The organism is Aeromonas bivalvium (assembly GCF_046078285.1).
Taxonomy (GTDB): Bacteria; Pseudomonadota; Gammaproteobacteria; order Enterobacterales; family Aeromonadaceae; genus Aeromonas; species Aeromonas bivalvium.
In genome coordinates, this window is sequence record NZ_JBGXBV010000001.1 from 661,539 (window position 1) to 682,818 (window position 21,280).

Consider the following 21,280-nt stretch of genomic DNA (forward strand, 5'->3'; position numbering starts at 1 on the left):
AGAGCCTGGCGCCTTCGCCAAGCAGCAAAATAGGGCAAGCTTGGCCAAAAAGAGGCAAAGCCCATCCGCCCCCTGAATGAGAAATCTTTGACGGAGCACGCAGTTATGCGGCTTGCCCTCTCCCCGCTTGATGCAAAACCGGCTTATTGTGGTCATTCGATACCCATCTTCACGGGATCCCGTAAGGGTGCCGAGAGCCTGCTCAGCCCCCAGACAGCACAAGGAGTAGCCGTGTTCGATCATGTTGAAATCAAGGTTGTGCGCGTCGACGACTGCCGACGCTTCTATGAAACCGTGCTGGCCCCCCTCTTGATAGCACTCAAATGGGCAGACAAAGACGCCGCAGGTTTCGGCCGGGTTGGTCACGACAAGGTGGGCTTCCTGATAGAGCGGGGCCAGCAGGGTGCCCCCTGCCATCTCGCCTTCGCGGCAAGCAGCGCGGCGCAGGTGGATGAGTTTCACCAGGCTGGCGTCAGGGCCGGCTTTGCCTGCAACGGGCAGCCGGGGCTGCGCCCCCACTATGCCCCCAATTACTACGCCGCCTTCCTGCTCGATCCGGATGGCAACAACATAGAGGCACTGGCCTGTCTTGAGCCCTCCGAGATAGCGGACATATAGAGGCAATGTGCTACCCAGCAAAAGGCCCCGCATTTGGTCATGCGGGGCCTGAAAACTGCACGTAATGAGCCGAATTGGCTTATTCTTCGACCGCCCTGCTGGCATTCTCCATCGCCTGTTTTTGGGCGGTAGCACGGATGGCGGTCTGGCGATTCTGCTCTACCTGATAACAGGTGTCCCTGCTGATCCCCTGTGCCCGGCACTCGGCCATGCGTTGTGCCGGACTGGAGCAACCGGCGAGGAGACCGGCGAGCGAGACAAACAGAATTATCTTCTTCATGGTAATACCCATCGTTAATGAAAAGTCGTCCAACTAGGGTGAGTGGGCGTTCCCAGCACTGCTGGTGCTTTTATTGCCATATAGACTGCATGGGAACTGGGCTTCACGGCGCGCATCCTAACAATCCCCCAACCAGTCTGTCAGCCCATAATTTGTATCAAGATGTACGAGATAATGGCTCTCAAGATGACCCCATTTCTCATCCGCAACACAACAAGGAGAACACGATGCTGGACTATCACACCGGCCTGTTGGTCGTCGATATCCAGGGCAAGCTGGCCCGCCTGGTGGAGGGGAGCGAATCGCTCATCGCCAACACGGCCCGGCTGGTGCAGGGAGCCAAGGCGCTGGGCCTGCCCGTGCTCTGGCTGGAGCAGAACCCGGACAAGCTCGGGGCCACCGTGCCCGAGTTGCAGCCATTGCAGGGGGGTTATCCCGTGCTGACCAAGTACAGCTTCGGCGCCCTGGGGGAGCCGACGGTCGCCGATGCCCTGGCCGAGACCGGGGTCAGTCACTGGCTGGTGTGCGGCATCGAGGCCCATATCTGCGTCTACCAGAGCGTGCTGGGACTGCTGGCCAGCGGCGCCCGTGTCTCCCTGGTGGTGGATGCGGTGTCGTCCCGCAGCGCCGCCAACCGGGATCTCGCCATCGGCCAGCTGGCAGCCAGGGGCGCGGCCCTCACCTCGGTGGAGATGTGCCTCTACGAGCTGCTGGGGGATTGCCGCCATCCGGCGTTTCGGGAGATCCTGGCCCTGGTGAAATGAGGGCCAGGCAGCACTTATTAATCTCTGAATAAAAAGTTTGATGGCCCCCACAGATCCTGACGATGCTGCTTTTATGCACACCCCTCTCCATCTATCTTCATTTGGCGCCCATTTACTGGGCGTCAAATGGCAGCGATGGTGGCGTATGCCCGACCGGTTCCCATCGTGCACGGGAGCGGATCCGGTATCTGGACTCTCCCTGCCGCACCTAGCCAACACACAGCACAGGGATCAGCATGAAGACAGTGAAAGGACTCCTCCTGCTCGCCGCCATGGGGCTGGCCGCCGAGGCGCAGGCAGCCAGGATCGAAGCCACGGATCATCGCCTCAACTATGAGGGGCGCGTGGTGCGGGACTGGGTCAATCAGGATGTGCAATTCAACTGGCCGGCAACCCGGCTCTCCTTCCTCTTTCAGGGGCGTGAGCTGGCGATCGCCATGGATGGCCAGCAGAGCCAGTTCGATCTGCTGATCGATGGCCGGTTGCACGGCGTCATCAAGACCGGGCTCGGCATGCACACCTATCCCCTGCTCAGCCTCCCCACCTCCAGCACACTGCACGTCGAGCTGGTCAAACGCACCGAGAGCTATGACACCATGCTGACCCTGGATGCCCTGATCACCGACGGCGTGGTCAGTGGCCTCTGGCCCCACAAGCCCCACCTGCTGTTTATCGGCGACTCCATCAGCGCCGGCATGGGCAGCGAGTCGAACAAGCGGGACTGTACCTGGGAGGAGAACGTCAACAGCTCCAATGCCAGGCTCGCCTTCCCGGCCCAGACGGCAGCCCTGCTCGGTGCGACCCATACCCAGGTTTCTTACTCCGGGCTGGGACTGCTGCGCAACTGGGACGGCAACCAGCCCCATCATGCCCTGCCCCACTATCTGGACAAGGCGGGCGCCGTCTATCAGGGCGGCACGGATTTCGAGAGTCAGCATCCTGCCCTGGTGGTCATCGAGCTGGGCACCAATGATTTCAGCTCCGAGCTGCAACCCCATGAGCCCTGGCCGGATCAGGAGGCATTCCAGCAGGCCTGGGTCGATGGCTATGTGACCCTGCTGCGCGAGGTGCGCCAGCGCTACGACAACCCCCCCATCATCGTCATGGGCCAGTACCTCTGGCCCCACGACAGGCTCAACCTGGCCATCGAACGCCTGCAGCAGCAGCTGACCCTGCTGGGGGAGCCCCCCGTGCTGGTGGAGCGGATGCAGGCCGAGAACTCAGGCTGCCTCTGGCACCCGACGGCCGCCGAGCATGAGGGGATCGCTCGCAGCCTGGCCGGGCTCATCCGCCAGCAAGGGCTATTGCCTGAATAGGGGCAGCCTGCGACATCTCGTCAAGCAGACATAAAAACGGCGCCATGTGGCGCCGATTGGCTCACTGCACATGGATGAATAGCCGCCTAACCGGTATCACCCCTCCCCCAGCGATTGCTGCACATAATCATAACCGCCCCGATCATTTGCCACGAAGCTCAGCCGATGGCTGAGACCGGGGGGCGCATCCTCGGGATGGTGGGAGACGAACAGCAGCTGGGTGCCTTCCCCTATGAGGCGCACCACCATCTCCCGCACCAGATGGCGGTTGAGGGGATCCAGCCCCTGCAGGGGCTCGTCCAGAATGAGCAGCGGCGGGTGCTTGACCAGGGCCCTGGCGATCAGCACCAGGCGCTGCTGGCCAAAGGAGAGGGAATGAAACGGCTGCGTTCCCCGTCCCTCTAGCCCCAGCAAGGCCAGCCACTGGTCGGCGAGCACCCGCTGGCGATCCCCCGGGCGGGTATATAGCCCGATGGAGTCGTAGAAGCCCGAGAGGATCACCGTCTGCACCGAACAATGCACCCGATAGTCCAGGTGCAGCGCCGGGCTCACCAGGCCGATGTGGCGCTTGATCTCCCAGATGCTCTCGCCACTGCCCCGCTTTCTCCCGAACAAGTGAAGATCATTGCTGTACCCTTGCGGGTGATCTCCGGTGATGAGAGAGAGCAGGGTCGACTTTCCGGCGCCGTTGGGGCCCACCAGCTGCCAGTGCTCTCCCGCCGCTATGGTCCAGTCCAGCCCGTCGATCACCACCTGCTCCCCATAGGCGATCCTCAACTTGCGCATCTGCACGCGGGGGCCGACGGGCAGGGGCGCGGGCGCCTGGAGCGGGGGTGGCAGCTGTGGACTCTGCCCCTCGGCCCTGGCCAGCTGGGCCACCTCCTGGCTCCCCAGCACGGCATCGCGCTCCCCCGCCAGCAGCAGACGACACTCGCCGAGCAGGCCGAGGTGAGTGGCGAAGGGGGGAATTTCGTCGAAGCGGTTGACGATCACCACCAGCCGCGCGCCCTCGGCCATCAGGTTGGCCAGCAGGGACATCAGATCGGCGCGAGCGCCCTGATCCAGACCATCGAACGGCTCGTCCAGCACCAGCAGCTCGGGTTGCCCCAGCAGGGCGCGGGCCAGCAGCAACTTGCGCCCCTCCCCGCTCGACAGGTAACGGTAGGGGCGATCCCACAAGCCTTCGATGCCAAAGCGAGCCAGCAGCGAGCGGGCCTGCGCCTCCTCGCCCCCGGCCTCCAGCATCAGGGTCGACACCCGATAGCCCGCCTCCTCCTCTTCCCCCAGCATGTCGGTATTGCGCCGCCGCCAGTCCAGCTCCCCCAGTTGCTGCTGTGACTCGAACGAGAGACGCTCGGCCCTCACCCGGCCCGTCACCACGCCGCCGCGCACCGCCAGCTCGCCGCACAGTGCCGAGGCCAGCGCCGTCTTGCCGCTGCCGTTGCTGCCGACGAAGGCCCAGCACGCCAGGGGCGCCAGGCTGAGGTCGGGGATGAAAAGTGTCTGGTCGCCGTGAAGAGCCAAGCTGGCTGATTGCCACTGCAAAAGCGTCATGGGGTCGTCCTGAGTGCTGTCTTGCCCTTACCTTAACAGGGATTGCGACCAGCGGCAGCTAGGACAGGGGGTGAAGGACGCTTGACAACAAGCCTGCCTATAGACAAAAAGATCATTAGCAGTGAATGCGAATAACTCTCAATAAAACATCTAATTCCCCCCATTGATACCCCCATATGGGCTCAAATGAGATTTTTTTGAGCCCCTTCTCAACTCCGAATTGAGAGCCTTTTGAATCGTCTTTTCTCATGTATAGATGCCCGTCGCACCTCGGACGGTGCGCCCTTAAGATGGAGTCTATCAATGAGAAAAACATCGTCAGCATTGGCAATCACGGCCCTGCTCTCGGCCCTGCCTGTGGTCTCGGCTCAGGCTACCGAGCATTGCACCCCCCTCAGCGGCAAAGAGGTCGACATGGATACCGGTCGCACCAGCGCACAGCGCTGCCTGCCCGGCATCAACCCCTTGCAGGATCAGCAGTGGCACCTGCTCAACAGTGGCCAGCACGCCTTCAGTGCCCGTGGCGGCGCGGCAGGCAATGATCTCAATCTCTGGTGGGCTCATCGCACCGCCGTGCTCGGCCAGGGGATCAATGTGGCCGTGGTGGATGATGGCCTGGCCATCGCCCACCCGGATCTGGTGGACAATGTGCGACCGGGTTCGAAGAACGTGGTGACCGGCAGCAGCGACCCCACCCCAACCGCCCCCGACAGCGCCCACGGCACCTCGGTGGCGGGCATCATAGCGGCGGTTGACAACGGCATCGGCACCCTGGGCGTCGCCCCGGCGGCACAGTTGCAAGGCTTCAACCTGCTGGATCCTGCCAGCCAGCAACGGCAGCAAGACTGGCTCTATGCCCTGGGGGGCAACCGCGCCAGTGCCGACAACCGGGTCTTCAACCAGAGCTATGGCATGAGCCTGATAGCACCGCGCAGCAGCGATGATCTCAATCGGCGCCAGCTCGATGCCCTCTTCGAGCAGCAAACCCAGAAAGATCAGGGCGCTGCCTATATCAAGGCGGCGGGCAACGGCTTCAACCGGATAGCCTCGGGCAACTACCTCCTTAGCCGCACCGGCAACCGTCCCGCCCTGCCGTTTGAGAACAGCAACCTGGACCCGTCCAACAGCAACTTCTGGAACCTGGTGGTCAGCGCCAGCAACGCCGATGGCGTGCGTTCCTCCTACTCCAGTGTCGGCAGCAACGTCTTCCTCACCGCCCCCGGCGGCGAATATGGCACCGACTCGCCCGCCATGGTGACCACCGACTTGCCCGGTTGCGATCTGGGTTACAATCGCACGGCCCGCCAGGCCAGCAACCAGTTACACGGCAACCCGTTACTGGACGCAAGTTGTGACTACAACGGCACCATGAACGGCACCTCCTCGGCCACCCCCAACACCAGTGGCGCCATGGCGCTCCTGATGTCCGCCTATCCGGATCTCTCGGTGCGGGATCTGCGGGATCTACTGGCCAGAAACGCGACCCGGGTGGATGCCGGGCAAGGGCCTGTGACCCTGAGCTATACCGCGGACAATGGCCAGCTGCAGCAGCTGATCGGTCTGGAAGGCTGGGAGCGCAACGCCGCCGGTCTCTGGTTCAGTCCCACCTATGGCTTCGGCCTGGTGGATGTGAACAAGACGCTCGCCGCGGCGGCCACCCATACGCCCCTGCCACCGCTCGAACAACTGCCCTGGCAGCAGATCCGGGTAGATGCGGCCGCCGGTCTCGTTGCGGACGCAGGCAGCCGCCCAACCACCTCCAGCACCCAGGTCGATCAGCCCCTCACAGTGGAAGCCGTGCAGGTGAAGATCAACCTCAATCACCAGCGTCTCTCTGACCTGATGATCGCGCTGATCTCCCCGTCCGGTACCCGCAGCGTGCTGCTCACCCCCCACAACAGCCTGGTTGGCCAGGCGATGGAGAGACAGCAGTTCGGAGTGGTACGCACCCAGGGACTGAGCAACATGCGCATGCTCTCCCACAAGTTCTATGGCGAGCCGGCCCAGGGAGAGTGGCGACTGGAAGTGACCGATGTGGCCAGTGGCACCCGCCAGGTCGCCTTGGTGCATCGCAGCACAGGTGCCCGCTCCACCCTGACCGAACGCAACAATGCTCATCCGGGGCAACTGCTTGACTGGTCCCTGCGGGTCATCGGTCACCAACCCGCCCGCTCTTAATTTCACAGGAGTCACGACATGAAACATCTTCTATCCGGCCTCGCCCTGACTGGCCTGCTCTTCACCCTGCCTGCGCTGGCAACCGAGTCGGTGACCATTGACGGCAAGCAGTACCGCGCCGTCGAGGTGAACGGCCAGATCTATTTCACCCCGGACAACGGCAGCAAGAAGCGGGTTGCCCGCAGCCTGGATGCCCCCTCGGTCCAACCTGCCCTGCGCAGTGGCGACATCTTGCTGCAAGGCGCGGCCAGCCCCGAGCTCACCGTCAGCGGCATCCTGCTGGTGGCGGCCGATGACGCCAGCGCCAAAGCCCTGGCCAGGCGCCACGGCCTACTCTTCAAGCAAGGCAGTGGCGGTATCGCCTTGCTGGAAGCCCAGCCGGGTAGCGATCTCAACGCCATCGCCACCCGGCTCAAACAGGAAGGGATCGAGGTGCAGGTGGAGCTGGCGGGCGCCGAACAGCAACCAAGATAGCGCGCCAGGCCAGACAGATCATCATCAAGGGGCCCATGGCCCCTTTTCATTTGCCCTGCGCTTGCTCAGTTCCGCTGTCGGGGCCATTGGCGCAGGCCATGGACGTCGCCATGAAAAAGCGGCGCCCAAGGGCGCCGCGTGTCTCTTTCCTGCCAAGGGAGGCCACTCAGCCTGCCTTGTGCTGCTCGGCCAGATAGAGCCAGGTGTCGACCACGGTATCCGGGTTGAGCGACACCGAGTCGATGCCCTGCTCCACCAGCCAGGCGGCGAAGTCCGGATGATCCGACGGGCCCTGGCCGCAGATCCCCACGTACTTGCCCGCCTTGCGGGCGGCGGCGATGGCCATGGCCAAGAGCGCCTTGACCGCCTCGTTACGCTCGTCGAACAGGTGGGCGATGAGGCCCGAATCCCGGTCAAGGCCCAGGGTCAGCTGGGTCATGTCGTTGGAGCCGATGGAGAAGCCGTCGAAGTGCTCGAGGAACTTGTCCGCCAGCAGGGCGTTGGAGGGCAGCTCGCACATCATGATGACTTTCAGCCCGCGCTCGCCACGGCGCAGGCCGTTCTCCGCCAGGATCTCGATCACCTGCTCCGCCTCACCGACCGTGCGCACGAAGGGGATCATCACCTCGACGTTGGTCAGCCCCATCACATCCCGCACCCGCTTCATCGCCTCGCACTCGAGGGCAAAGCAGGGGCGGAAGCTGTCGGCGATGTAGCGCGACGCGCCACGGAAACCGATCATGGGGTTCTCCTCGTGAGGCTCGTAACCACGGCCCCCCACCAGGTTGGCGTACTCGTTGGACTTGAAGTCCGACATCCGCACTATGACCCGCTCCGGCCAGAAGGCGGCGGCCAGGGTGGCGATCCCCTCGGTCAGCTTGGCCACATAGTATTCCCGCGGGCTCTCGTAGCCGGCAATCATCTTGGTGATGGTGGCCTTGAGCTCCGGGCTCTGCTGGTCAAACTCCAGCAAGGCCTTGGGGTGCACCCCTATCATGCGGTTGATGATGAACTCGAGTCGCGCCAGGCCCACACCGGCGTTGGGCAGCTGGGCGAAGTCGAAGGCCCTGTCCGGGTTGCCCACGTTCATCATCACCTTGATGGGCAGGCGCGGCATGTTGCCCACCTCGGTCACCGCCACGTCAAAATCGAGCTTGCCGTCGTAGATGAAGCCGGTATCTCCTTCCGCGCAGGAGACGGTGATGAGCTGGCCCGGCGCTATGTGGTCGGTGGCATCGCCACAGCCCACCACGGCCGGGATGCCGAGCTCCCGGGCGATGATGGCGGCGTGGCAGGTGCGGCCACCTCGGTTGGTGACGATGGCGGAAGCCCGCTTCATGATGGGCTCCCAGTCCGGATCCGTCATGTCGGTGACCAGCACGTCGCCGGGCTGCACTTCGTCCATCTGGCTGATGGAAGAGATGACCCGGGCGGGGCCCGCACCAATCTTGTGGCCGATGGCGCGCCCCTCGATCAGCACCTTGCCCGATTGCTTGAGGGCAAAACGCTCGAGGGTGTTGGCCTCCTGGCGGCTGCGCACGGTTTCCGGTCGCGCCTGGACTATGTAGAGCCTGCCATCCTGACCGTCCTTGGCCCACTCGATATCCATGGGGCGGCCGTAGTGCTGCTCTATGATGAGGGCCTGCTTGGCCAGCTCCATCACCTCGTCGTTGCTGATGCAGAACTGGTTGCGCTCGGCATCCGAGGTGTCGACTATCTTCACCTGACGACCGTGACCGGCGTCATCCGAGTAGGTCATCTTGATGAGCTTGGAGCCGAGCGTCTTGCGCACCACGGCGGGACGCCCCGCTTTCAGGGTCGGCTTGTGAACATAGAACTCGTCCGGGTTGACCGCGCCCTGCACCACCATCTCCCCCAGCCCCTGGCTGCCGGTGATGAAGACCACGTCGTTGAAGCCGGACTCGGTATCCAGGGTGAACATGACGCCGGAGGCGGCCAGGTCGGAGCGCACCATGCGCTGGATGCCGGCAGAGAGGGCCACCCCCTTGTGGTCATAGCCCTGGTGCACCCGATAGGAGATGGCGCGATCGTTGAAGAGCGACGCGAACACGTGCTTGACCGCCGTCATGACGGCATCGATGCCGCGCACGTTGAGGAAGGTCTCCTGCTGGCCGGCGAAGGAGGCGTCCGGCATGTCTTCGGCGGTGGCGGAGGAGCGCACCGCGAACGACGCCTCGAGACCCGCGCTCAGGGTGTCATAGGCGGTGCGAATGGCCTGCTCCAGCTCCGGCTGGAAGGGGGCATCGATCACCCACTGGCGGATCTGGTTGCCGGCGGCGCCGAGGGCCGCGATGTCATCCACATTCAGGCTGTCGAGCAAGTCATGGATCTTGTCGTTGAGCCCGCTGCGGTCCAGAAACTCATTAAAAGCAAACGCCGTGGTGGCAAAGCCACCTGGCACGGATACGCCCGCTCCCGAGAGCTGGCTGATCATTTCACCGAGGGATGCGTTTTTGCCGCCAACTCGTTCTACATCTTGCATTCCGAGTTGCTCGTACCAGAGTACGTATTGTTGCACTTGCATGTCTCCAGGTTGGTGGGCATGGGGGCCGGGGCACCCTCTGCGCCTTGTTGTGTGCTTTTTGTTGGTTTGTTCCGTCGCCGCCCGCCGAGAAAACGTTTTCTCCTCCCGGTCAAAAAAATCCCCACGCAAGATTTGGGGATAGGCCGAATGACACAGTCATTCTACAATGCCAACACAAAAAGGTAACGATTCAGGTTTGCAACCTGGTTCACAACTTGGCAACGGCAGATCGGTTGACAATGGCCGTTTGGTATCGAGCGAAACTTTCTTCGCATCAAGCAAAAAGGGAGAAGGACGTGCACACGGTTTTTTATGTTTCAGATGGCACCGCCATTACCGCCGAGGTATTTGGTCACGCCGTGCTCAGCCAGTTCCCCATGATCTTCGAGCAGATCACCATTCCCTTCGTGGAGACCCTGGAGAAGGCGCGTCTGGTGCGGCAGCGCATCGACGAACAGTTCCGCCAGACCGGGGTGCGCCCCATCCTGTTCCACACCATCGTCGACCCCATGGTGCGGGAAGAGGTACTCAAGGCCCATGCCAGCAGCCACGATTTTCTCAACACCTTCGTCAGCCCCCTGGAGCAGGAGCTGGGGATCAAGGCCACCCCCCGCCTGCATCGCACCCACGGCATGGAGAATCGCAAGCTCTATGACGATCGCATCGAGGCGGTCAACTTCGCCCTTGCCAACGATGACGGCATCACCACCAAGGAGTATGACGAGGCGGACATCATCCTCATCGGGGTCTCCCGCTGTGGCAAGACCCCCACCAGCCTCTATCTGGCGCTGCAGTTTGGCATTCGCGCCGCCAACTACCCCTTCATCGAGCAGGACATGCAGGGTCTGACGCTGCCCAGCGCCCTCAAGGCCAATCGCCATAAGCTGTTCGGCCTCACCATCACCCCGGAGCGGCTGCACGAGATCCGCAACCAGCGCCGCGCCAACAGCCGCTACTCCTCCCTGGAGCAGTGCCAACAGGAGCTGGCGGCGGTGGAACGCCTCTATCGCCAGGAGGCGATCCGCTTCCTCGACACCAGCGCCCACTCGGTGGAGGAGATCAGCGCCAAGATCCTCGAAGGCACCGGCATGCGGCGCCAGCTCTACTGACCCCCGGTTTCTGGCCCCGGCCCGTGCCTGGGATATCGGCAAGGCGCCCCCATCGCCAAGAGCGGGACGCCTTGCTCCTGGACTGAAAATGGCAAGAGGGCGCCCGTCAGGGGCGCCCCTTATGCTCCCCGGCCGTCAAGCTCGCGGTTGCTCATCAGCTTGCCGTAGAAGGAGACCAAGCCATGACCATGGCGCACCCGCTCCGCCAGCCAGGCGCCCAGGAGCAGGCCCATGGCGCCCGCCCCCGCCATCACCCAGCCCCAATACGCCTGCGCCAGCAGCCCCAGACACAGGGCCGCCCCCAGGGCCAGCAGCAACAGCAGGGGAGCCAGACACAGCATCCCCCATAGCAGGGCCTGTATGACCCAGGCCACTATCTTCATCATTCCTGACTCCACTCTGTCCAACATGATGGGAGGGGCGCACCTGGAGGATGACAGTCCCCTCTCCTCTCAACGCACATCATGACACCCCATGGCCGCGCAGGGCCTCTCCCTCACAGCCCATCCCCTGGTGCCACGAATCGCCAACAGAGCCTCCTATGAGGCCCACCAGCATCAGGTCACGAACGGAATGAAAGGTCAAGCCAGCCCGATTCAGGCGAACAGATATTGAACAATTACTGGTGAAAGTGAGAAGAACATCAAGAAAAGGCTGCAAAATGGCGAAAAAGCCAGCGAATGATAGCAAAAACAGGTGCATTGCGGGTCGATTATCACTATTCTGCTGCGGTTGGTAGTCATTACAAAAAACAGTAAATGACACCCTGTAACGAAATAAGTACGGATTTTGTCACGTTTTCGGCACGACATGCCAAGCCATGGCACAGGAAGTGTCCTGGCCAACGGGGCGAGAGACGAGTGAACTCAGCGACGTAAGGAAGGAAGCATGGATCTTCAACAAGAGGGCCAGGAGCTCAAGCGCGGACTCAAGAACCGCCATATTCAGCTCATCGCCCTGGGCGGTGCCATCGGTACCGGCCTGTTTCTCGGCATCGCCCAGACCATCAAGATGGCCGGCCCCTCGGTGCTGCTCGGCTATGCCATCGGCGGCTTCATCGCCTTTCTCATCATGCGCCAGCTGGGCGAAATGGTGGTGGAAGAGCCGGTTGCCGGTTCGTTCAGCCATTTTGCCTACAAGTACTGGGGTGACTTTGCCGGTTTCGCCTCCGGCTGGAACTACTGGGTGCTCTATGTGCTGGTGAGCATGGCCGAGCTGACGGCGGTGGGCATCTATGTCCAGTACTGGTGGCCCGAGATCCCGACCTGGATGTCGGCGGCTTTCTTCTTCGTGCTGATCAACGCCATCAACCTCACCAACGTCAAGGCGTTTGGCGAGATGGAATTCTGGTTCGCCATCATCAAGGTGGTCGCCATCGTCGGCATGATAGGTTTTGGCGGCTACCTGCTGGCAAGCGGCAGCGGCGGCCCGGATGCCAGCATCAGCAACCTCTGGGATCAGGGAGGCTTCTTCCCCAATGGCATCAGCGGTCTGGTGATGGCCATGGCGGTGATCATGTTCTCCTTCGGCGGCCTGGAGCTGGTCGGCATCACGGCGGCGGAAGCGGATGATCCCCAGAAGAGCATCCCCAAGGCCACCAACCAGGTGATCTACCGCATCCTGATCTTCTACATCGGCGCCCTGGCCGTGCTGATGTCCCTCTATCCCTGGGGTAAGGTGGTGGAAGGGGGCAGCCCGTTCGTGATGATCTTCCACGCCCTGGACAGCAACCTGGTGGCGACCGTGCTCAACATGGTGGTGCTGACCGCCGCCCTCTCGGTCTACAACAGCTGTGTCTATTGCAACAGCCGCATGCTGTTCGGCCTGGCCAAGCAGGGCAATGGTCCCAAGGCCCTGCTCAAGACCAGCAAGAGCGGCGTGCCCGTGGCGGCCATCTCCGTCTCTGCCGCCGCCACCCTGCTGTGCGTGCTGATCAACTACCTGATCCCGGGCAAGGCATTCGAGCTGCTGATGGCCCTGGTGGTCTCGGCCCTGGTGATCAACTGGGCCATGATAAGCCTGGCCCACCTCAAGTTTCGCAAGGCCAAGCAGGCCGAAGGGGTGACCCCCAGGTTCAAGGCGTTCTGGCACCCGGTGGGCAACTACCTCTGCCTCGCCTTCATGGCCGCCATCCTGGTGATCATGTACCTGACCCCGGGCATCCAGATCTCGGTGCTGCTCATCCCGGTCTGGATAGTGGTACTGGCCATCGGCTACCAGTTCAAACGCAAGCGCCTGCTCGCCGCCGCGACGCAGACTGCCTGACGGATACGCACCAGGCCCGCCAAGAGGCCGAGTCAAACCTTAAGCAAAGAGGCGCCCCCGGGGCGCCTCTTTTTTATCCGTCTATCCGGATGGGGCCAGCCCCATCCACCTATTCATCGACCGGGGTAATGGCAAAGATCACCCGGCGCTTGGAGATCAGGGAGCTGCATCCCTGGCAGAAGTAGTCGACCGCGCCGCACGCCTGCAAGCGCTCCAGCGGCGCCCCGCAATCGGGACAGCTTGCCTCGAACCTCAGCTCGGCATGACAGCCAGGGCAACGCTGCTCGCCGTGGCGAGGATCCAGCGCTGCCGCGCAGAGGGGGCAGCAGGGGGTGGAATCATTCATGACATGGGTCCTCATTGGATGGCGTCGGCCCGGGCCGGCGCGCTGGTTCACCGCTATCAGCATGGGGGTGACGGCTGGCCCGGGTCAAGGTAACAGGGGCCAGGCCCCCGAACCTTGACCCCCATCAAGATAAAACGGCTGCCCTGAGGCAGCCGTTGTCATCACTTCTTCTTCATCTTGAGCAGGCGCTTGCGTTGGCGCTCCTGACTCAGGGTGAGGTTGTTCTTCTTGCCCTCGAACGGGTTGACCGACTCCTGGAACTCGACCCGGATCGGGGTGCCCATGATCTTGAGGGACTTGCGGAAGTAGTTGATGAGATAGCGCTTGTAGGAATCCGGCAAGTCGTTGAGCTGGTTGCCGTGGATCACGATGCGCGGCGGGTTGTAGCCACCGGCGTGGGCATACTTCAGCTTGACCCGGCGACCGTTCACCATGGGCGGCTGGTGATCTTCCTGGGCCATCTGCATGATGCGGGTCAGCATGGCGGTGCTGGTGCGACGGGTCGCGGACTGGTACGCCTCCTGGATGGATTCGAACAGGTGGCCGACACCGCTGCCGTGCAGGGCGGAGATGAAGTGGACCCGGGCGAAATCGATGAAGCCCAGACGACGGTCCAGCTCGTTCTTGACGTCCTCTTTCACCTTCTGATCCAGACCGTCCCACTTGTTCACCACCAGTACCACGGAGCGGCCAGTGTTGAGCACGAAGCCGAGGATGCTGAGATCCTGATCCGTGATGGTCTCGCGGGCGTCGATCACCAGCAGGCAGACGTTGGCATCTTCAATCGCCTTGAGGGTCTTGATGACGGAGAACTTCTCCACCGTCTCGTGCACCTTGCCGCGACGACGCACGCCGGCGGTGTCTATGATGACGTACTTCTGCTCGTCACGCTCCATGGGGATGTAGATGGAGTCCCGGGTGGTGCCCGGCATGTCGTAGACGATGACCCTATCTTCCCCCAGCATGCGGTTGGTCAGGGTGGACTTGCCGACGTTGGGGCGACCGACGATGGCAAACTTGATGGGCAGGTCGGCGAACGGGGTCTCCTTGGTGTCTTCCCGGGTGTCGAGATCACCGGCGGCCACCATGCGCAGCAGGGCCTCTTCGTCGAAGTCCTCTTCTTCCTCCACCTCTTCTTCGGCTTCGGAGGCGGCCTCGACCAGCTCCTCCAGATGGGGGGCCAGGGCCAGCTCCAGCAGGCTCAGTACACCACGACCGTGGGCGGCGGCGATCTGGTAAACCTCCCCCAGCGCCAGGGAGTAGAACTCGGACACGGCGGAGTCACCGTCGATGCCGTCGGTCTTGTTGGCGACCAGGAACACCTTCTTCTGGGACTTGCGCAGGTGTTCGGCGATGGCCTGATCCGCGGCGGTCAAACCCGCGCGCGCATCCACCATGAAGAGCACCACATCGGCCTCATCGATGGCTTGCAGGGACTGCTCGGCCATCTTCAGCTCGATCCCCTCCTCGGTGCCATCGATACCGCCGGTATCGACCACGATAAATTCCAGCTCGCCCAGCTTCGCCTGGCCGTACTTGCGGTCCCGGGTCAGGCCGGGGAAGTCTGCCACCAGGGCATCCCGGGTACGGGTCAGGCGGTTGAACAGGGTGGATTTCCCCACGTTGGGGCGGCCCACCAGGGCTACTACAGGAGTCATAAAAGCCTCATTCTCAAGACGACAAAGGCTCCGGGTCCGAAGACCAGGAGCCGGATAATCATAATGTCGGACGATCAGGGACGCTTCAGGGCGTACAACTTGCCGTCACGGCTCTGCACATACAGGGTATCACCGTCCACCAGGGGGGCGGCGTAGAGACCACTGCTGTCGAGCTGTTGCATCGCCTGTATGGTGCCGTCGCTACGATCCAGCCAATACAGGTAACCTTCCACATCGCCGACCACCACATAGTCACCGAAGATGACGGGGGCCGTGACGCTGCGATTTTCGAGCAGGGTGTTGGACCACAGCTCCAGACCGTTGCGACGGTCGATGGCAAACAGGTGGCTGCGGCTGTCGGTCAGCACGATGGCATTGCCGGTCACCGCCATGTCGCGATAGCCGGAATACTTGCGCTTCCACACCTCGTCACCCGTCATCAGCTTGCGGGCCATCAGCTGGCCATTGTAAGCGATGGCGTAGAGTTCATCGCCGGCGATGAGGGGAGCGGCATCCACGTCCACCATGCGATCCAGCTCGGTGGCGCCGCGCGGGTCGGCCACCTTGGACTGGCGCACCGGCTGGCCGTTGCTCAGCAGGGCGATGCCCACCTTGCCATCGGCACGGCCGTACAGCACGGCGCCATTGGTGATCACCGGTGCCCCCGTGCTGCGCAGGGTCAGCGGCGGCTGCTCCTCCGCCAGGGTCCATTGCAGCTTGCCCTCGTCGGTATCGAGCGCCACCAGGCGGCCCGAGGTGGTCAGCACCACCACGCGGCCATCCTCGACGGCGGGACTCGCCACCACTTCACCGGGCACATTGGTCTGCCACAGCACCTCGCCATTCTCCTCGGAGAGGGCGTAGACCTGACCGTTCTCGGAGCCGAGGAACAGCTTGCCGTAACGGGAGACCAGGCCGCCGGAGAGGCGGGCGCTGCGCTTGTCGGCGTTGACCGGCAGGTCCGCCAGATCCACGCTCCACAGCTCCTTGCCGCTGCTGCGCTCGAAGGCGGTGACATCCCCGTCGCGGGCGGCGGCATAGATGACATCATCCTCGACCGCGGGACGCAGCTGGGAGTAGAAGTTGCCTATGCCATCCCCGACCGAGCTGCGCCACAGGGTATCGGCCTGGAAGCTGGACTCCACCTTGGGCAGAGGCGCCATGGGGTTGAGATCTTCATCCTTGCTGAACAAGGAGCAGCCCTGCAGCACCACGGCGATGGCGGTGGCGAGCGCGACGCGCCTGAGGCCGCGCTGCGAAGTCAGATCACGCATCCGGAGCTCCTGCAGTGGCGGCGGCCGGCAGCGCCAGGTCGTCCATCTTCAGCTTGAGTTCCGGGCTTGCCTGCAGGCCGCCGGCATCGGCCGCCGCCTGATAGGCATCCCGCGCCTCTTCCGGCTTGCCCTGTTTGAGCAGCAGGTCGCCACGCACTTCCGCCACCTGGGCCTTGAAGGCGTCGTTGCTGATCTTGCCAAGCTGGGCCAGGGCCTCGTCAAACTTGCCCTGATCCCCCAGGATCCGGGCCAGACGCAGGGCGGCGATGGGCTGCACGCTCTCGTCCCCCTCGGCCACGACCTGACCCAGCTGGGCGACCGCCAGATCCAGCTTGCCCGCCTTGACGGCGGCGGCAGCCAGTTGCAGGGCGGCCAGCTCGCTGTAGGACTCGCCCTTGTGGTCGGCGATGAAGGTCTGGGCCTGGGCAAAGGCAGCATCGTCACCCTTGGCCAGGGTCTGGGTCAGCTGGTTGTAGGCCTGGGAGGCTGCCTCCTGGCTCGACTGCTGGTGTTCGTTGTAATAGCGCCAGCCAAACAGGGCCACCAGACCGATGACGGTCCCGGCGATGACCGAGGTGCCGTTCTCTTTCCACCAGTTCTTGATGACCTCAACCTGTTGTTCTTCGGTGGTATACACTTCCACGGCTTACTCTCCTTTGTCTGCCAGCAGGGCAATGACGGCATCGACCGGGGCGGTCTGTTGTTCCCCCTGGCCACGCAGATACTTGATGGTCACCTCGCCGTTCTGCGCCTCGGACTCGCCGAGGATCAGGGCGATGGCCGCGCCGCTCTTGTCGGCACGCTTGAGCTGTTTCTTGAAGTTGCCGCCGCCGCAATGGCTCATCAGGCGCAAGGAAGGCAGCGCATCGCGCAGCCGCTCCGCCAGGGCAAAACCGGCCGCTTCCACCCCCTCGCCCACCATGGCCAGGTAGACATCCACCGCAGGGTGGATGTCCCCATTGAGCTCCAGGGTCTCGAGCATCAGCACCAGTCGCTCCATGCCCATGGCGAAACCCACCGCCGGGGTGGCTTGACCGCCCAGCTGTTCCACCAGGCCATCGTAGCGGCCACCGGCCAGGACTGTGCCCTGGGCCCCCAGGCTGCTCGTCACCCACTCGAATACGGTGAGGTTGTAATAATCGAGACCGCGCACCAGCCGCTCGTTCACCTCGAACCGGATGCCGGCCGCGGTGAGCAGGCGCTTGAGCCCCTCGAAGTGAGCCAGGCTCTCCTCCCCCAGGTGATCGAACAGGCGCGGCGCCCCCACCAGGATCTCCTGCACCCGCGCGTTCTTGGAGTCGAGCACCCGCAGCGGGTTGCTGTACATGCGGCGCTGGCTGTCTTCGTCCAGCTCCTCCTTGTACTGCTCCAGGTAGGCGACCAGGGCATCGCGATAGGCGGCGCGCTCCTCGCTCTGACCCAGGGTATTGAGCTGCAGGGTGACGTGATCCTGGATACCGAACAGGCGCCACAGGCGGTGGGTCAGCATGATGAGCTCGGCGTCTATGTCCGGCCCATGGATGCCGAACAGCTCGACCCCGAACTGATGGAACTGGCGATAGCGCCCCTTCTGGGGACGCTCGTGGCGGAACATGGGGCCCATGTACCACATGCGGCGCTCCTGGTTGTAGAGCAGACCATGCTCGATACCGGCGCGCACGCAGCTGGCGGTGCCTTCGGGGCGCAGGGTCAGGCTGTCGCCATTGCGATCCTCGAAGGTATACATCTCTTTTTCGACCACGTCGGTCACTTCACCGATGGCACGCTTGAACAGATGGGTCTGCTCGACGATGGGCATGCGCACCTCGCTGTAGCCATAACTGGCGACAACCTGACGCAGGATCTGTTCCACTTTCTGCCATACCGGGCTCTGCTCCGGCAGGCAGTCATTCATACCGCGAATCGCTTGAATCTGTTTTGCCACGTTGCTACTCGAGAAAAGACGTGAAATTTGGCCGCATTATAGGGATTTTCGACCCCGAGGTAAAATCAGGGTGCCCGGATGCGGGATGTAAAATCAATAACCTAAAGCCGGGGCCACCCCAGGTGGCCCCGCTCTGGTCGAACCTTTACCGGTTCAACCCTTGTCTATCTGGATCTGGTTGGCGGGATCCAGCATGGCGGCGCGGGCACGGATGCGTCGCTCCAGGGTCGGCACCAGATCCTTGTTGTCGAGCCGGTCGACCCGCAGCCCCCCCTCGTAGAAGGCGCTCTTGTTGGCGGCGCCGGCGAGGCCGAGATCGGAGACCAGGGCCTCGCCCGGGCCGTTGACCACACAGCCTATGATGGAGACATCCATGGGAGTGATGATGTCTTCGAGTCGCTCTTCCAGGGCGTTGACCGTCCCTATCACGTCGAACTCCTGACGGGAGCAGGAGGGACAGGCGATGAAGTTGATGCCACGGGAGCGAATGCGCAGGGACTTGAGGATATCGAAGCCCACCTTCACCTCCTCCACCGGATCGGCGGCCAGGGAGATGCGCAGCGTGTCCCCTATTCCCTCGGTGAGCAGCATGCCAAGGCCGATGGCGGATTTCACCGCGCCGGCTCGGAACCCGCCCGCCTCCGTGATGCCCAGGTGCAGGGGCTGGTCTATCTGCCTGGCCAGCAGGCGATAGGCACCGACCGCCAGGAAGACATCGGACGCCTTGACGCTCACCTTGAAGTTGTCGAAGTTGAGGCGATCCAGGTAATCCACGTGACGCATGGCCGATTCGAGCAGGGCTTCCGGGGTCGGCTCGCCATACTTTTCCTGGATGTCCCGCTCCAGGGAGCCGCCGTTGACGCCGATGCGGATCGGAATGTTGTAATGACGGGCACAGTCGACCACGGCGCGCACCCGCTCTTCGTTGCCTATGTTGCCCGGGTTGATGCGCAGGCAGTCGGCCCCATACTCGGCCACTTTCAGGGCGATGCGGTAATCGAAATGGATGTCGGCAACGATGGGGATCCGGGTCTGCTGCTTGATGAGGCGAAAGGCTTCCGCCGCCTCCATGGTGGGCACAGAGACCCGGACGATATCGGCACCGACCCGCTCGATCCGCTGGATCTGCTCGACGGTGGCGGCCACATCCGTGGTCTTGGTATTGGTCATGGTCTGGACCGTGATGGGGGCATCGCCTCCCACCGGTACCTTACCCACCATGATCTGCTTGGACTTGCGACGAATGATCGGGGATACATGAGCGGACATGGGTACAACTTACTCCTGCGGCAACGCGAACTTGGCGGTCCGGCCGTTATTGTAACGGCTCATGTCGATGGACTGGCCTTCGAACTCAATCCGGACGGCCATGGGCGCGCCTACGATGAACTTCAGCGGTGCCGTTCCGTTCAGAACCAGCTCGTCATTGGCCTTCTTCAAGCCGCTGAACAGGGTCTTGCCGGTGGCGTCCTTCACGTCGAGCCAGCAGTCGGCGGTGAAGTTGAGCTTGAGCTGGGGCACGCTGACCGGCTCGGCGGCGGGCTCTGGCTGCGTGGCCACGGCCTCGCTGACCACGGGCTCCTCGGTCGGGGCCGTGGAGATGGCGGCGCTCGCGGCAGGCTCCTCGCTCACTGGCGCGGCGGCTTGTTCCGCCTCGGCCAGGGGCGCGGGTGCAACCAGGGAGAGCTCGCCTTCGGTGGTCTCACTCACCTCGGGGGAGGCAGAGGCGCCTATCTCGCTGGCGGCGAGGGCCTCCTCCCCGGCGGATCGCTTGGCCGTGCTCTGCCACCACCAGGCGACCGACAGGCCGATCAGGGCCAGGATCACCAGCCAGGTCACCAGCTTGAGGCGGCTGTCACTGGCCTGCTGACGGGAGCGACGGGAGAAGCTCTGCATGTCGATGTTGTCCGGGGGGGTCAGCCCCAGCCGGGTATAGGCGGCAAGCACAGTCTCCTCGGGCACCCCCACCAGCTTGGCGTAGGTGCGCAGGTAACCCCGGATGAAGGTATGAGAGGTGTGCTTGTCGTAAGTATCTGATTCGATAGCCGCAATCAGGGTAAGACGAAGATGAAGGCGTGACGCTACCTGCTCACGGGTCCAGCCAAGCTGTTCGCGAGCGGCGCGCAGCAGCTGGCCTGGGCCCGCTGCCTGAGATTCGTCTTGAGAGTCGTGTTGCTGTTCAATAGTCATTGGCTAAGTAACGCTTGGCTTGTGGCGAAGAGGGAAAGCGCTGTACCAGCTCAGTCCCGAATTGGTGAAGTAATGCCGGTTTGTCCATCGACTGGGCGAGACGCAGTCTCAGCCAGAGGCTCTGCTCGTTCTCCTCGGCCACGGCCGCATAACGAACGAGATAGTCCTGCGCATCGGTCAGCTTGTCATCTTTCATGGAAAGCTCGGCCAAGTCCAGCAATAACCCTGGATCGCGGGGATTATACCCCAAGGCCAGATGATAGTATTCGCTCGCCTTGTCTTTTCTGTTGTCTTGCAACGCACAGAGCGCCGCATTCTCGTAGGTGTCGGCGATCTTGACGTAGTCTGGCTGGGCGATGGCCTGGTTGAAGGCCTGGTCGGCTTCATCGAAACGGCCACGATTGCAGAGGAAGGCGCCGTAGTTGTTCATGGCGTCAGCATTGGTCGGATCCATGGCCAGGGCCTTACGATAGCTCGCCTCGGCCGCCTTGAAATCCTGCACCTGCTGGAAGAAATAGGCAAAACCTATCTGGATCTGGGGGTTGCCCGGGTCATATTGCAGCGCCTTGTCCAGATTGAACTTGGCCTGCTCGGCATTGCCCTGGCGCAGATATTGGATGCCCAGATCCAGTCTGGTCTGGGCAGCGGCCTTCAGATCGGGACCGACTTCCCGCTGTGTCGAGTTCGGGCCAACGTAGCTAGTCTCGGTCACGCAGCCGGACAGCGCACAGAGCGCTGCCACCATAATCAATTTACGTGTATCCATTTCCCTGACTATACAATGG

General features: G+C 62.8%; 19 protein-coding genes. 7 read left to right on the forward strand and 12 right to left on the reverse strand.

Annotation, left to right across the window (positions count from 1 at the left end; genetic code table 11):
* The first annotated feature begins 231 nt into the window (after positions 1-231).
* A complete protein-coding gene (locus tag ACEUCR_RS02990; RefSeq protein WP_408787946.1) occupies positions 232-618 on the forward strand; it encodes a VOC family protein in 387 nt (128 codons plus the stop codon).
* 79 nt (positions 619-697) lie between these two features.
* On the opposite strand, the gene ACEUCR_RS02995 is transcribed toward ACEUCR_RS02990, so the two are convergent.
* Positions 698-898 (reverse strand): hypothetical protein, encoded by a 201-nt coding sequence (locus ACEUCR_RS02995; protein WP_408787949.1) that lies wholly within the window; start codon positions 896-898, stop codon positions 698-700.
* Positions 899-1,125: 227 nt separating this feature from the next.
* On the opposite strand from ACEUCR_RS02995, the gene ACEUCR_RS03000 reads away from it, so the two are divergent.
* Positions 1,126-1,662 (forward strand): hydrolase, encoded by a 537-nt coding sequence (locus ACEUCR_RS03000; RefSeq protein ID WP_408787952.1) that lies wholly within the window; start codon positions 1,126-1,128, stop codon positions 1,660-1,662.
* A 236-nt stretch (positions 1,663-1,898) separates the two neighbouring features.
* Positions 1,899-2,978 (forward strand): SGNH/GDSL hydrolase family protein, encoded by a 1,080-nt coding sequence (locus ACEUCR_RS03005; protein WP_408787955.1) that lies wholly within the window; start codon positions 1,899-1,901, stop codon positions 2,976-2,978.
* Between the two features lie 96 nt (positions 2,979-3,074).
* Here ACEUCR_RS03005 and modF read toward each other — a convergent pair whose 3' ends face one another.
* On the reverse strand, positions 3,075-4,532 hold the full coding sequence (gene modF, locus ACEUCR_RS03010) for a molybdate ABC transporter ATP-binding protein ModF (protein WP_408787958.1): 1,458 nt from the start codon (positions 4,530-4,532) through the stop codon (positions 3,075-3,077).
* A gap of 303 nt (positions 4,533-4,835) precedes the next feature.
* On the opposite strand from modF, the gene asp reads away from it, so the two are divergent.
* Positions 4,836-6,710, forward strand: coding sequence for a serine protease Asp (gene asp / locus ACEUCR_RS03015; protein WP_408787960.1), 1,875 nt, complete (start codon positions 4,836-4,838; stop codon positions 6,708-6,710).
* Between the two features lie 18 nt (positions 6,711-6,728).
* Entirely contained in the window at positions 6,729-7,184 is a 456-nt protein-coding gene (locus tag ACEUCR_RS03020) for a hypothetical protein (RefSeq protein ID WP_408787963.1), read from the forward strand.
* Between the two features lie 166 nt (positions 7,185-7,350).
* Here ACEUCR_RS03020 and ppsA read toward each other — a convergent pair whose 3' ends face one another.
* The gene (gene ppsA / locus ACEUCR_RS03025) at positions 7,351-9,729 is read right to left on the reverse strand and encodes a phosphoenolpyruvate synthase (RefSeq protein WP_162625828.1); all 2,379 of its coding nucleotides are present in this window, start codon (positions 9,727-9,729) and stop codon (positions 7,351-7,353) included.
* 296 nt (positions 9,730-10,025) lie between these two features.
* On the opposite strand from ppsA, the gene ppsR reads away from it, so the two are divergent.
* On the forward strand, positions 10,026-10,838 hold the full coding sequence (gene ppsR, locus ACEUCR_RS03030; protein WP_041994386.1) for a posphoenolpyruvate synthetase regulatory kinase/phosphorylase PpsR: 813 nt from the start codon (positions 10,026-10,028) through the stop codon (positions 10,836-10,838).
* A 119-nt stretch (positions 10,839-10,957) separates the two neighbouring features.
* Here ppsR and ACEUCR_RS03035 read toward each other — a convergent pair whose 3' ends face one another.
* Positions 10,958-11,224 (reverse strand): hypothetical protein, encoded by a 267-nt coding sequence (locus tag ACEUCR_RS03035; RefSeq protein WP_052448020.1) that lies wholly within the window; start codon positions 11,222-11,224, stop codon positions 10,958-10,960.
* 502 nt (positions 11,225-11,726) lie between these two features.
* Here ACEUCR_RS03035 and ACEUCR_RS03040 point away from each other — a divergent pair.
* On the forward strand, positions 11,727-13,103 hold the full coding sequence (locus ACEUCR_RS03040; RefSeq protein WP_041994393.1) for an amino acid permease: 1,377 nt from the start codon (positions 11,727-11,729) through the stop codon (positions 13,101-13,103).
* 109 nt (positions 13,104-13,212) lie between these two features.
* Here the strand turns inward: ACEUCR_RS03040 and ACEUCR_RS03045 are convergent, their stop codons facing one another.
* The 8 genes from ACEUCR_RS03045 to pilW form a co-directional block, all read right to left on the reverse strand.
* Entirely contained in the window at positions 13,213-13,449 is a 237-nt protein-coding gene (locus ACEUCR_RS03045; RefSeq protein WP_041994396.1) for a zinc ribbon domain-containing protein, read from the reverse strand.
* Between the two features lie 161 nt (positions 13,450-13,610).
* Positions 13,611-15,107 carry a ribosome biogenesis GTPase Der gene (gene der / locus ACEUCR_RS03050; protein ID WP_111874551.1) on the reverse strand — a complete coding sequence of 499 codons (1,497 nt, stop codon included), beginning with the start codon at positions 15,105-15,107 and terminating at the stop codon, positions 13,611-13,613.
* Positions 15,108-15,181: 74 nt separating this feature from the next.
* Entirely contained in the window at positions 15,182-16,381 is a 1,200-nt protein-coding gene (gene bamB, locus ACEUCR_RS03055; protein WP_408787966.1) for an outer membrane protein assembly factor BamB, read from the reverse strand.
* Positions 16,374-17,024, reverse strand: a complete 651-nt coding sequence (locus ACEUCR_RS03060; RefSeq protein WP_111874549.1) for a YfgM family protein — start codon at positions 17,022-17,024, stop codon at positions 16,374-16,376. The genes bamB and ACEUCR_RS03060 overlap by 8 nt, the downstream gene beginning before the upstream one ends.
* A 3-nt stretch (positions 17,025-17,027) precedes the next feature.
* Positions 17,028-18,305 (reverse strand): histidine--tRNA ligase, encoded by a 1,278-nt coding sequence (gene hisS, locus ACEUCR_RS03065; RefSeq protein ID WP_408787968.1) that lies wholly within the window; start codon positions 18,303-18,305, stop codon positions 17,028-17,030.
* 153 nt (positions 18,306-18,458) lie between these two features.
* Positions 18,459-19,574: a flavodoxin-dependent (E)-4-hydroxy-3-methylbut-2-enyl-diphosphate synthase gene (ispG, locus tag ACEUCR_RS03070; RefSeq protein ID WP_041994411.1), complete on the reverse strand. Its 1,116-nt coding sequence runs from the start codon at positions 19,572-19,574 to the stop codon at positions 18,459-18,461.
* A 9-nt stretch (positions 19,575-19,583) separates the two neighbouring features.
* The gene (locus tag ACEUCR_RS03075) at positions 19,584-20,495 is read right to left on the reverse strand and encodes a RodZ domain-containing protein (protein ID WP_408787972.1); all 912 of its coding nucleotides are present in this window, start codon (positions 20,493-20,495) and stop codon (positions 19,584-19,586) included.
* Positions 20,485-21,261, reverse strand: a complete 777-nt coding sequence (pilW, locus tag ACEUCR_RS03080; protein WP_408787975.1) for a type IV pilus biogenesis/stability protein PilW — start codon at positions 21,259-21,261, stop codon at positions 20,485-20,487. Before pilW ends, ACEUCR_RS03075 begins: the two co-directional genes overlap by 11 nt.
* Between the last annotated feature and the right edge of the window lie 19 nt (positions 21,262-21,280).

Bases quoted from the DNA above. Each gene is read 5' to 3' on its own strand.
- ACEUCR_RS02995 (WP_408787949.1), bottom strand. From the start codon at position 898: ATGAAGAAGATAATTCTGTTTGTCTCGCTCGCCGGTCTCCTCGCCGGT.
- ACEUCR_RS03000 (WP_408787952.1), top strand. From the start codon at position 1,126: ATGCTGGACTATCACACCGGCCTGTTGGTCGTCGATATCCAGGGCAAG.
- ACEUCR_RS03005 (WP_408787955.1), top strand. From the start codon at position 1,899: ATGAAGACAGTGAAAGGACTCCTCCTGCTCGCCGCCATGGGGCTGGCC.
- modF (WP_408787958.1), bottom strand. From the start codon at position 4,532: ATGACGCTTTTGCAGTGGCAATCAGCCAGCTTGGCTCTTCACGGCGAC.
- asp (WP_408787960.1), top strand. From the start codon at position 4,836: ATGAGAAAAACATCGTCAGCATTGGCAATCACGGCCCTGCTCTCGGCC.
- ACEUCR_RS03020 (WP_408787963.1), top strand. From the start codon at position 6,729: ATGAAACATCTTCTATCCGGCCTCGCCCTGACTGGCCTGCTCTTCACC.
- ppsA (WP_162625828.1), bottom strand. From the start codon at position 9,729: ATGCAAGTGCAACAATACGTACTCTGGTACGAGCAACTCGGAATGCAA.
- ACEUCR_RS03035 (WP_052448020.1), bottom strand. From the start codon at position 11,224: ATGATGAAGATAGTGGCCTGGGTCATACAGGCCCTGCTATGGGGGATG.
- ACEUCR_RS03040 (WP_041994393.1), top strand. From the start codon at position 11,727: ATGGATCTTCAACAAGAGGGCCAGGAGCTCAAGCGCGGACTCAAGAAC.
- ACEUCR_RS03045 (WP_041994396.1), bottom strand. From the start codon at position 13,449: ATGAATGATTCCACCCCCTGCTGCCCCCTCTGCGCGGCAGCGCTGGAT.
- der (WP_111874551.1), bottom strand. From the start codon at position 15,107: ATGACTCCTGTAGTAGCCCTGGTGGGCCGCCCCAACGTGGGGAAATCC.
- bamB (WP_408787966.1), bottom strand. From the start codon at position 16,381: ATGCGTGATCTGACTTCGCAGCGCGGCCTCAGGCGCGTCGCGCTCGCC.
- ispG (WP_041994411.1), bottom strand. From the start codon at position 19,574: ATGTCCGCTCATGTATCCCCGATCATTCGTCGCAAGTCCAAGCAGATC.
- ACEUCR_RS03075 (WP_408787972.1), bottom strand. From the start codon at position 20,495: ATGACTATTGAACAGCAACACGACTCTCAAGACGAATCTCAGGCAGCG.
- pilW (WP_408787975.1), bottom strand. From the start codon at position 21,261: ATGGATACACGTAAATTGATTATGGTGGCAGCGCTCTGTGCGCTGTCC.